11 protein-coding genes and 1 tRNA gene are annotated in these 10392 nt (G+C 60.7%); 6 read left to right on the top strand and 6 right to left on the bottom strand.

Going from position 1 to position 10392, the window contains the following annotated elements; translation table 11 throughout:
* Positions 1-50 precede the first annotated feature (50 nt).
* Complete coding sequence (locus tag L6D82_RS22670) at positions 51-356, top strand: YkgJ family cysteine cluster protein (protein ID WP_011335918.1); 306 nt, start codon at positions 51-53, stop codon at positions 354-356.
* 54 nt (positions 357-410) lie between these two features.
* On the opposite strand, the gene L6D82_RS22665 is transcribed toward L6D82_RS22670, so the two are convergent.
* The 6 genes from L6D82_RS22665 to hemA all read right to left on the bottom strand — a co-directional run bounded on the left by L6D82_RS22665 (position 411) and on the right by hemA (position 5772).
* Positions 411-929 carry an acyloxyacyl hydrolase gene (locus tag L6D82_RS22665; protein ID WP_039766327.1) on the bottom strand — a complete coding sequence of 173 codons (519 nt, stop codon included), beginning with the start codon at positions 927-929 and terminating at the stop codon, positions 411-413.
* Between the two features lie 113 nt (positions 930-1042).
* On the bottom strand, positions 1043-1834 hold the full coding sequence (murI, locus tag L6D82_RS22660) for a glutamate racemase (protein ID WP_102716920.1): 792 nt from the start codon (positions 1832-1834) through the stop codon (positions 1043-1045).
* The gene (locus tag L6D82_RS22655; RefSeq protein ID WP_102716921.1) at positions 1827-2582 is read right to left on the bottom strand and encodes a molybdopterin-synthase adenylyltransferase MoeB; all 756 of its coding nucleotides are present in this window, start codon (positions 2580-2582) and stop codon (positions 1827-1829) included. Before L6D82_RS22655 ends, murI begins: the two co-directional genes overlap by 8 nt.
* A complete protein-coding gene (gene prmC / locus L6D82_RS22650) occupies positions 2576-3406 on the bottom strand; it encodes a peptide chain release factor N(5)-glutamine methyltransferase (RefSeq protein WP_085745391.1) in 831 nt (276 codons plus the stop codon). The genes L6D82_RS22655 and prmC overlap by 7 nt, the downstream gene beginning before the upstream one ends.
* Entirely contained in the window at positions 3407-4489 is a 1083-nt protein-coding gene (gene prfA / locus L6D82_RS22645) for a peptide chain release factor 1 (RefSeq protein WP_007951714.1), read from the bottom strand.
* Positions 4486-5772, bottom strand: coding sequence for a glutamyl-tRNA reductase (hemA, locus tag L6D82_RS22640; RefSeq protein WP_007951716.1), 1287 nt, complete (start codon positions 5770-5772; stop codon positions 4486-4488). The genes prfA and hemA overlap by 4 nt, the downstream gene beginning before the upstream one ends.
* 182 nt (positions 5773-5954) lie before the next feature.
* On the opposite strand from hemA, the gene L6D82_RS22635 reads away from it, so the two are divergent.
* From L6D82_RS22635 to L6D82_RS22615, 5 genes are all read left to right on the top strand, one after another.
* Positions 5955-7679: a tetratricopeptide repeat protein gene (locus L6D82_RS22635; RefSeq protein WP_085745392.1), complete on the top strand. Its 1725-nt coding sequence runs from the start codon at positions 5955-5957 to the stop codon at positions 7677-7679.
* 3 nt (positions 7680-7682) lie between these two features.
* Positions 7683-8300, top strand: a complete 618-nt coding sequence (lolB, locus tag L6D82_RS22630; RefSeq protein WP_007951721.1) for a lipoprotein insertase outer membrane protein LolB — start codon at positions 7683-7685, stop codon at positions 8298-8300.
* 3 nt (positions 8301-8303) lie between these two features.
* Entirely contained in the window at positions 8304-9155 is an 852-nt protein-coding gene (ispE, locus tag L6D82_RS22625) for a 4-(cytidine 5'-diphospho)-2-C-methyl-D-erythritol kinase (RefSeq protein WP_236191697.1), read from the top strand.
* 37 nt (positions 9156-9192) lie between these two features.
* Positions 9193-9267 (top strand) — tRNA-Gln (locus L6D82_RS22620).
* Between the two features lie 47 nt (positions 9268-9314).
* Complete coding sequence (locus L6D82_RS22615; RefSeq protein ID WP_003171603.1) at positions 9315-10256, top strand: ribose-phosphate pyrophosphokinase; 942 nt, start codon at positions 9315-9317, stop codon at positions 10254-10256.
* Positions 10257-10392 lie beyond the last annotated feature (136 nt).

Below are 10392 nucleotides of genomic sequence, written 5' to 3'. Positions count from 1 at the left end.
GCCTGTCAGGCCTTTCACACGGTCATCGGCCACTGCCGTACACTGGCGCCATGAAAACCATTCCCCACCGGCAAATCGCCGAACCCGTGGTCACCTGCTCGACCTGCGCAGCCTGTTGTTGCCAGCTCGAAGTGATGCTGATCACCGACACCGGCGTACCCGAGCGTTTTATCGATACCGACGATTGGGGTGGTGAGGTGATGCTGCGTCTGGACGACGGCTGGTGCGCGGCGCTGGATCGCGACACGATGATGTGCACGATTTACGAGAAGCGTCCGCTGATCTGCCGCGAGTTCGAGATGGGCGCGCCGGAATGCATCGACGAACGTCAGGGGATTGCCACGGCGTATCGCTGAATAAAAAAAGGAGCGCCAGGCGCTCCTTTTTTATGGGGCTTACTTTCTGGGGGCTTATAGCGGCATCGTGTAATGCAATGCGTAGCTTTCGACCCCATCGTTGTCGCTGCTCAGACCGGCGTTGGAATAGTGCGTCGCACGGATTCCCACCTCATGCCCGCCATTGAAGCGCAGGCCGAAACCGATACGGTCTTCGAACTGGAAGGAGCCGCCGAGCTTGTTGTCTTCGTACTCGGTGTTGGAGAACAGCGCCACGCCGATCCCCGCCTCGACATACGGTTTGACCGACTGACCGGCAAACTCGTAAACAAACACCGGCGAGAACGACAGGCTGTTGTTGCTGGAGGTCTTGTCACCTTCCCAATAGGTATAGGCGCCGCTCCAGTAACCGGTCAGACGACCGACGTCACTTTGCAGCCAGCTCTTGTCCCAGTCGAAATTCATGCCCAGGCGATAAGTCATCGTCGAATCGCTGGTGGCACCCACTGCAAACTCGACGCCAGCAGCCTGTGCGGTAAAACTTTGCCCCATCAGTGCAGCCGCAATCGCGGCCAAGCAGAATAGTCGCTTCACGTTGAAACTTCCTTTTCCGGAACGATCGTTTGGTTTTTCTAGGTCACTCTGCGCTATAGAAATCTGCGCTTGGTCAGAAGTTCAGCTGACTTTTTAGATATTTCACATTTTTTTTACAAGTTGAATTTCTCGACTTCGCCGGCGACTTGCCCCAGCAGGGCCAGGGTCTTGCGTAAAGACGCGGGATCAGCGCTGGTCCAGAATCTGACCGGTCGGTTCGGTCCTTCGGCGAGCAGATCCCGCTCGGCGAGCAGCCGCTGCAATTGGCGGGCTACTGCCGCGCCGGTGTCGATCAGGCTGATGCTCTCGGGGATCATCGACTTGAGCATCGGCTTGAGAAACGGATAGTGGGTGCAGCCCAGAATGATCGTGTCGCAACCGTTCGCCAGTAGCGGATCGACGTAGTGCTTGAGCAATGCACGCAACTCGGGGCTGTGAAGATCGCCGCTTTCAATCCGCTCGACAAGTCCGGGGCACGGCTGCGTGATGACCCGCACATCCGTGGCAAAACGATCGAGCAGCGCTGCAAACTTCGCACTCTGCAAAGTGCCGGTAGTGGCTAGCACGCCCACCACGCCGCTGCGGGTGGCGGCGGCGGCCGGTTTGACCGCCGGCTCCATGCCGACAATCGGCCACTCGGGAAAGTCCCGGCGCAAATCAGCGACGCCGGCCACGGTCGCGGTGTTGCACGCGATCACCAGCGCCTTGGCGCCCTGCTCGCGGAAAAAACCGGCCATCACGCTGCAACGCTGGCGGATGAATTCCGGAGTTTTCTCGCCATAAGGAATATGGCCGCAATCGCCGAGGTAGAGCAGCGATTCAGTCGGCAGCAGACGCTGGATTTCCGCCAGCACCGACAATCCGCCGACGCCGGAATCGAATACGGCGATCGGCGCTTCACGCATGCTGCGAACCACAGACGCTGCAACCCGGATCGCGCTTGACCCGCAGCTCACGGAATCGCGAGCCCAGTGCATCGATCAACAGCAGACGCCCCACCAGCAGCTCGCCGAATCCCGCCAGCAACTTCAAGGCTTCCAGCGCTTGCAGGCTGCCGACCAGACCGACCAGCGGCCCGACCACACCCGCTTCGCTGCAAGTCAGTTCGGCTTCGCTGCCGTGACCGTACAGGCAGTGGTAGCACGGGCTTTCGGCGCTGCGCGGGTCGAACACCGAAAGTTGTCCTTCGAGGCGAATCGCCGCGCCGCTGACCAATGGCTTGCGCGCGGCCACGCAAGCGGCGTTGACCGCTTCGCGGGTGGAGAAATTGTCCGAGCAGTCGAGCACCAGATCCACCGACGCCACGGCTGCGGCGAGAGAATCTTCGTCCAGCGCCTGACGATGAGGAATCAGTTTGATTTCAGGGTTGATCGCGCTCAGGCGCTTGAGCGCCGAGTCGACCTTGCTCATGCCGACGCTGTCGGTGTCGTGGATGATCTGGCGTTGCAGGTTGGTCAGGTCGACCGTGTCGAAATCCGCCAGGTGCAATTCACCAACACCCGCCGCCGCCAGGTACAGCGCCACCGGCGCGCCGAGACCGCCGAGGCCGACGATCAATACCCGGCTGTCCTTGAGCTTCAACTGGCCATCGATGTCGATGTGTTGCAGCAGGATCTGCCGACTGTAGCGCAACAATTCCTGATCATTCAGCACGGCAGGCGCCCCAGGCTGATCCGTTGATGGCCGCCCAGATCGGTGCGGCTGTGGACTTCGTCGAAACCTTGCGTCAGCAGCAGATCGCGCACGGCTTCGGCTTGATCATAGCCGTGTTCGAGCATCAGCCAGCCACCGGCCTCCAGATGGGCCGGCGCCTGGGCGATGATCAGGCGCAGATCGTCGAGCCCGTCGATGCCGGCCACCAAGGCGCTTTCCGGCTCGAAGCGCACATCGCCTTCCACCAGATGCGGATCGGCCGCGCGAATGTACGGCGGGTTACTGATGATCAACTCGAAACGCTTGCCTTCGAGGGCGCTGAACCAGTGGCTGCTCAGCACCGTGGCGTTGTTCAAGTGCAGGCGCTGGCGATTGCGTTCGGCCAGGGCCACCGCTTCCAGCACGCGATCCACGGCGGTGACTTTCCACGCCGGGCGCTCGCTGGCCAGAGCCAGGGCAATCGCCCCGCTGCCGGTGCCCAGATCGAGAACTTTGGCCGGGGTCGCCGGCAGCAATTCCAGTGCGGCTTCCACCAGCAGTTCGGTGTCCGGGCGCGGGATCAGCGTGTGCGGCGCGACTTCCAGATCCAGCTTCCAGAAACCCTGCTGACCCAGAATGTAGGCGACCGGCTCGCCGCTGCGACGACGTTGCAGGTACTCGGCAAAAACCAGTGCGGCTTCGCTGGGCACGATGCGCTCGGGCCAGGTGTGGAGAAAACTGCGCGACTTGCCCAGCGCGGCGGCCAGAAGCAATTCGGCGTCCAGACGCGCGGTGGGCGAGTCCGGCAGTTCGGCGGCGCGCAACAGGCTGGCGATGATGGTCATTTACTCACCTATCGCTGCGAGCTGGTCGGCCTGGTATTCGGCCAACAACGGCTCGATCACCGCTTCGACGCCACCGGCGAGGATTTCGTCGAGGGAATACAGGGTCAGGTTGACGCGGTGGTCGGTGACCCGGCCCTGGGCAAAGTTGTAGGTACGGATGCGCTCGGAGCGGTCACCGGAACCCACCAGCAATTTACGTTCGCTGGCGATGGCGTTGGCCGCCGCCGCCGTCTGCTGGTCGTTGAGTTTGGCCGCCAGCCAGGCCATCGCCCGGGCACGGTTCTTGTGCTGGGAACGTTCTTCCTGGCACTCGACAACGGTGCCGGTCGGGATGTGGGTGATGCGGATCGCCGAGTCGGTGGTGTTGACGTGCTGACCACCGGCCCCGGAGGAGCGGTAAGTGTCGACGCGCAAATCCGCCGGGTTGATCTCGATGGCTTCGCGCTCGTCCGGCTCAGGCAATACCGCCACGGTGCAGGCCGAGGTGTGGATTCGGCCCTGGGATTCGGTGGCGGGTACACGCTGTACGCGGTGCGCGCCGGATTCGAATTTCAGCTTGCCGTAAACATTGTCGCCTTCGATGCGGGCGATGACTTCTTTATAGCCGCCGTGTTCGCCTTCGTTTTCCGAGAGTATCTCCACGCGCCAGCCACGCCGTTCGGCGTAACGCGAGTACATGCGGAACAGGTCGCCGGAGAAGATCGCCGCCTCGTCGCCACCGGTGCCGGCGCGGATTTCGAGAAACACGTTGCGCCCGTCGTTGGGATCCTTGGGCAGCAACATGCGTTGCAGGTCAGATTCCAGCGTGATCAGCAACTCCTTGGCTTCGCGGACTTCTTCCACGGCCATTTCACGCATGTCCGGGTCGCTGTCCTTGAGCAGCGCCTGCGCGCCTTCAAGATCGCTTTGTACGCCGAGCAGCTTTTTATAGCCTTGTACCACCGGCTCAAGTTCGGCGTATTCCTTGGAATAGGCGCGGAATTTGGTCTGGTCGGAAATGACTTCGCCGTCGCCGAGCAGCGCGGTCAGTTCCTCGAAACGGTCCTGGAGAATGTCCAGCTTATTGAGCAGTGACGCTTTCATTGCGGTTTTTTATCCGAAAAGCTATCCGGTGAGCCCTCGAGGGCAAAGAGTTCCTGAGCCATGGCCAGCGCATCGAGGCGGCCTTCGGCAGAAAGCTTTTTCAACTGCACGCTCGGGGCGTGCAGGAGTTTGTTGGTCAGGCCACGGGCCAGTTGCCCGAGCACGTCTTCGGCGTTGCCGCCATTGGCCAGCAGGCGCAGGGCCTTTTGCAGTTCTTCGTCGCGCAGGCGTTCGCTCTGTTGACGATAGGCCTTGAGCACGTCGACCGCCGCCAGCTCGCGCAGGCGCACCATGAAATCGTCGGCGCCGACCGAAACCATCTCTTCAGCCGCCTGCGCTGCACCCTGACGGCTCTTGAGGTTTTCGGCGACCACTTCGTGCAGATCGTCGACGCTATAGAGGTAAACGTCGTCGAGTTCGCCGACTTCTGGCTCGATGTCACGGGGAACGGCGATGTCGACCATGAAGATCGGCTTGTGCTTGCGCAACTTCAGCGCGCTTTCCACCGCGCCCTTGCCGAGGATCGGCAACTGACTGGCGGTAGAACTGATGACGATGTCGCTGCGCACCAGTTCGGCCGGGATGTCCGAGAGCAACACCGCGTGGGCACCGAACTGTTCGGCCAGCAGGCTGGCGCGCTCGAGCGTCCGGTTGGCGACCACGATGCGCTTGACCCCCAGTTCATGCAGGTGACGGGCGACCAGGGTGATGGTCTCGCCGGCGCCGATCAGCAGGGCCTGGCTGCGTTGCAAGTCGCTGAAAATCTGTTTGGCCAGGCTAACGGCGGCAAACGCCACGGACACCGGGTTCTCACCGATCGCGGTGTCGGTACGCACTTGCTTGGCGGCGTTGAAGGTCGCCTGAAACAGTCGCCCGAGCAGCGGCCCGATGGTGCCGGCCTCGCGGGCAACGGCGTAGGCCGATTTCATCTGGCCGAGAATCTGCGGTTCGCCCAGCACCAGCGAGTCGAGCCCGGAGGCGACGCGCATCATGTGACGAACTGCCGCATCATCCTCATGCACATAAGCACTCGCGCGCAGCTCATCGAGGCTTAAATGATGATAGTCGGCCAGCCAGCGCAGCACGATATCGGCCGAAAGCTGATCCTGTTCTATATACAGCTCACTGCGATTGCAGGTGGAGAGGATCGCAGCTTCGCGGCTGTCGGTGAGTCGGCAGAGCTGCTGCAAGGCCTCCACCAGCTGCTCAGGGGTAAAGGCCACGCGCTCGCGGACGTCTACTGAAGCAGTCTTGTGGTTGATACCGAGTGCAAGGAAGGCCATTCAAGGTCGCTGATGGTGACGTGAAGCCGGCAATTGTCCTACTTCGTCAGATTCAGAACAACTACCGCTGACTATTGTCCCAATTGTCGGCCCCTATAATGGCCACAATCGAGACTCGGTTATGTTTGGCCGAAGGCTTGTGTCATGATGATCCGACCGCAGGTTAGTCGTCCTCTTCCTATATGAATAGATCTTCCGCGTTGCTCCTCGCTTTTGTCTTCCTCAGCGGCTGCCAGGCCTTGGCCCCCGTTTCGCAGGACGGTGCCTCACCGGTCGAAGACACCACGCCGGCCCCTGAAAAGCCCAAGGTTTACAGCTCGTTCAGCCAGGAAACGGTGTTCAGCCTGCTGAGCGCCGAGCTCGCTGGCCAGCGCAATCGTTTCGACATTGCCCTGGACAACTACGTGACCCAGGCCATCAACACCCAGGACCCGGGCGTTTCCGAGCGTGCGTTCCGCATCGCCGAGTATCTGGGTGCCGATCAGCCGGCTCTCGATACCGCGCTGATCTGGGCGAAAAACGCCCCGGACGACCTCGAAGCGCAACGCGCCGCCGCCGTGCAACTGGCTCGCGCCGGGCGTTATGACGACTCGATGGTCTATATGGAGAAAGTCCTGCAGGGCAAAGGCGACACCCATTTCGACTTCCTCGCGCTGTCGGCCGCCGACACCGATCAGGAAACCCGCAACGGCCTGATGAAAAGCTTCGACCGCCTGTTGCAGCGTCACCCGAACAACAATCAGCTGATTTTCGGCAAGGCCCTGCTGATGCAGCAGGATGGCGACACCAAAGGTGCGCTTGCCCTGCTCGAAGACAACCCGCCGGAAGACGGCGAGATCGCCCCGATCCTGCTGCGCGCGCGCCTGCTGCAAGGGCTGAATCGCGGCGACGAAGCGCTGCCGCTGCTGCAAAAGAGCATCAAGAAGTATCCGGACGACAAGCGCCTGCGCCTGACCTACGCGCGGATGCTGGTGGAACAGGACCGGATGGACGACGCCAAGGTCGAGTTCTCCACCCTGGTTCAGCAATACCCGGAAGACGACGAACTGCGTTATTCCCTGGCGCTGGTCTGCCTGGAAGCCAAGGCCTGGGACGAGGCCAAGGGCTATCTGGAAGACCTGATCGCCCGGGAAAGCCATGTCGATTCGGCGCACCTGAACCTGGGCCGCATTGCCGAAGAACGCAACGACCCGCAAGGCGCGCTCATCGAGTACGCCCAGGTCGGCCCGGGCAACGACTATCTGCCGGCGCAGCTGCGTCAGGCCGATATTCTGATGAACAACGGCAAGACCGCCGAAGCCCAGAGCAAACTGGCCGCCGAGCGTGACGAGCAGCCGGATTACGCGATCCAGTTATACCTGATCGAAGCCGAAACCCTGTCCGCCAACAATCAGGGCGACAAGGCCTGGAAAGTCCTGCAACAAGCGTTGCAGCAATACCCGGACGATCTGAATCTGCTTTACACCCGTGCGATGCAGGCGGAAAAACGCAATGACCTGGCGCAGATGGAAAAAGACCTGCGCCTGATCATCAAGCGCGATCCGGACAACGCCATGGCCCTCAACGCCCTCGGCTACACCCTGTCCGACCGCACCACCCGCTACGCTGAAGCCAAGGCGCTGATCGAGCAGGCGCACCAGATCAACCCGGAAGACCCGGCGGTTCTCGACAGCCTCGGCTGGGTGAACTTCCGCATGGGCAATCTGGAAGACGCCGAGAAATACCTGCGTCAGGCCCTCGAGCGCTTCCCCGATCACGAAGTCGCCGCGCACCTGGGCGAAGTGCTGTGGGCCAAGGGCAAGCAGCGCGAAGCGAAACAAATCTGGGGCAAGTTCCTCAAGGACCAGCCTGACAGCACCATCCTGCGCAGCACCATCAAGCGCCTGACCGGATCCGAGACTCTTTAACTCATGTTTTTGCGCCACGTCATAGTTTTCAGCTTCATCGCCCTGCTCGCCGGTTGTGCGGGCTTCGGCGCCCGTGAGTCGGTCGAAGGCCACGGCAATCCGGCACAGTGGGCCGCGAACAAACAACACCTGACCGGCCTCGACGGCTGGCAGATCGACGGCAAGATCGGCATCCGCGCCCCGAAAGACTCGGGCAGCGGCACGCTGTTCTGGCTGCAACGTCAGGACTACTACGACATTCGTCTGTCCGGCCCGCTGGGTCGTGGCGCCGCTCGACTGACCGGCCGCCCGGGCGCGGTGTCGCTGGAAGTGGCGAATCAGGGCCGTTATGAAGCGCCGACTCCGGAAGCACTGGTCGAAGAACAACTGGGCTGGAAACTGCCGGTCTCGCATCTGGCCTGGTGGGTTCGCGGCCTCCCGGCACCGGACAGCAAAAGCCGTCTGACTCTGGACGGCAACAGCCGTCTGGCCAATCTGGATCAGGATGGCTGGCAGGTCGAATACCTCAGCTACGCCGAACAGAACGGTTACTGGCTGCCCGAGCGGATCAAGCTGCACGGCACTGATCTGGACGTGACGCTGGTGATCAAGACCTGGCAACCGCGCAAATTGGGGCAATAACGCATGACCGCTCCACGCCTGACGCTGCCCTCGCCGGCCAAACTCAACCTGATGCTGCATATTCTTGGTCGCCGTGAAGACGGTTATCACGAGTTGCAGACGCTTTTTCAGTTCCTCGACTACGGCGACGAAATTACCTACGCCGTGCGTGACGACGGCGTGATTCGCCTGCACACCGAATTCGACGGCGTGCCCCACGACAGCAACCTGATCGTGCGCGCGGCGAAGAAACTGCAGGAACAATCCGGCTGCTCGCTCGGCATCGACATCTGGATCGACAAGATCCTGCCGATGGGCGGCGGCATCGGGGGTGGCAGTTCGAACGCGGCCACCACCCTGCTCGGCCTCAATCACTTGTGGCAACTGGGTTGGGATGAAGATCGCCTGGCTGCACTGGGTCTCACACTGGGCGCGGACGTGCCGGTGTTCGTGCGTGGCCACGCAGCTTTCGCCGAAGGTGTCGGCGAGAAACTGACCCCGGTCGAGCCCGCCGAACCGTGGTACGTCGTGCTCGTTCCGCAAGTCTCTGTTAGTACGGCAGAAATTTTTTCAGATCCATTGTTGACACGTAACACGCCGCCCATTAAAGTGCGCCCCGTTCCCGAGGGAAACAGTCGAAATGACTGCTTGCCGGTGGTCTCGAGGCGTTATCCAGAAGTACGTAACGCATTGAATTTGCTAGGTAATTTTACCGAAGCAAAACTCACCGGAACTGGAAGTTGTGTGTTTGGGGGCTTCCCAAGCAAAGCTGAAGCTGATAAAGTCTCGGCCCTTCTGACAGAGACCCTTACAGGGTTTGTAGCGAAAGGAAGCAACGTTTCGATGTTGCATCGCAAGCTGCAAAGTCTGCTCTAAAGGAACCAAGTGCCCGGCACTTGCAAGCAACAGATACAGGGGCGTCGCCAAGCGGTAAGGCAGCAGGTTTTGATCCTGCCATGCGTTGGTTCGAATCCAGCCGCCCCTGCCATTTTCCTATACTCATCCAGGTATACCCTCAGCCTTCAGGTACTGCGCGTGTCCAAGATGATGGTCTTTACGGGGAACGCTAACCCCGATCTGGCTCGGCGTGTCGTACGTCAGCTGCATATCCCTCTCGGTGACATCTCTGTCGGTAAATTTTCCGACGGCGAAATTACAGCCGAGATCAATGAAAACGTTCGTGGTAAAGACGTCTTCATTATTCAGCCGACTTGCGCTCCGACCAACGATAACCTGATGGAACTGGTAGTGATGGCTGATGCCTTCCGCCGCTCCTCGGCTACTCGTATCACTGCTGTTATTCCTTATTTTGGTTATGCCCGTCAGGATCGCCGTCCGCGTTCCGCACGTGTGGCTATCAGCGCGAAAGTCGTTGCTGACATGCTCACCGTAGTCGGCATCGACCGTGTTCTCACGGTTGATCTGCATGCTGACCAGATTCAGGGTTTCTTCGATATTCCGGTAGATAACATCTACGGCTCCCCGGTTCTGGTGGATGACATCGAAGATCAGCGCTTCGAGAACCTGATGATCGTGTCCCCGGACATTGGTGGCGTCGTGCGTGCACGTGCCGTTGCCAAATCCCTGGGCGTGGATCTCGGGATCATCGACAAACGCCGTGAGAAAGCCAATCACTCTGAAGTGATGCATATCATCGGTGATGTCGAAGGGCGTACCTGCATCCTGGTCGATGACATGGTCGATACCGCCGGCACTCTGTGCCACGCGGCCAAGGCCCTGAAAGAGCATGGCGCAGCCAAGGTCTTCGCCTACTGCACACACCCTGTGCTGTCGGGTCGGGCCATCGAGAATATCGAAAATTCCGTGCTGGACGAGCTGGTGGTCACTAACACCATCCCGCTGTCCGCTGCAGCACAAGCCTGTGCACGTATCCGTCAACTGGATATCGCACCGGTTGTTGCCGAAGCGGTTCGCCGCATCAGCAATGAAGAATCGATCAGCGCGATGTTCCGTTAAGGGCCCTGCCCTTCTCGAAATGTCTCGTTGACGAAAAGCGCCCCGCCCCGGCATTCCTGCCGGGGCGGGGCTTTTTTGCCCATACCGTGTTCGGCGCTGGTCGCAAACGCCACTCGGTCATGGCTATTTTGGAGAT

The sequence above is a fragment of the Pseudomonas paraglycinae genome (assembly GCF_021601625.1).
Taxonomy (GTDB): Bacteria; Pseudomonadota; Gammaproteobacteria; order Pseudomonadales; family Pseudomonadaceae; genus Aquipseudomonas; species Aquipseudomonas paraglycinae.
Note: the sequence above shows the minus strand (reverse complement) of the source record. Positions and strands in the feature narration are given on the sequence as shown.

Bases quoted from the DNA above. Each gene is read 5' to 3' on its own strand.
- prfA (WP_007951714.1), bottom strand. From the start codon at position 4,489: ATGAAAGCGTCACTGCTCAATAAGCTGGACATTCTCCAGGACCGTTTC.
- murI (WP_102716920.1), bottom strand. From the start codon at position 1,834: ATGCGTGAAGCGCCGATCGCCGTATTCGATTCCGGCGTCGGCGGATTG.
- L6D82_RS22635 (WP_085745392.1), top strand. From the start codon at position 5,955: ATGAATAGATCTTCCGCGTTGCTCCTCGCTTTTGTCTTCCTCAGCGGC.
- lolB (WP_007951721.1), top strand. From the start codon at position 7,683: ATGTTTTTGCGCCACGTCATAGTTTTCAGCTTCATCGCCCTGCTCGCC.
- prmC (WP_085745391.1), bottom strand. From the start codon at position 3,406: ATGACCATCATCGCCAGCCTGTTGCGCGCCGCCGAACTGCCGGACTCG.
- ispE (WP_236191697.1), top strand. From the start codon at position 8,304: ATGACCGCTCCACGCCTGACGCTGCCCTCGCCGGCCAAACTCAACCTG.
- L6D82_RS22670 (WP_011335918.1), top strand. From the start codon at position 51: ATGAAAACCATTCCCCACCGGCAAATCGCCGAACCCGTGGTCACCTGC.
- hemA (WP_007951716.1), bottom strand. From the start codon at position 5,772: ATGGCCTTCCTTGCACTCGGTATCAACCACAAGACTGCTTCAGTAGAC.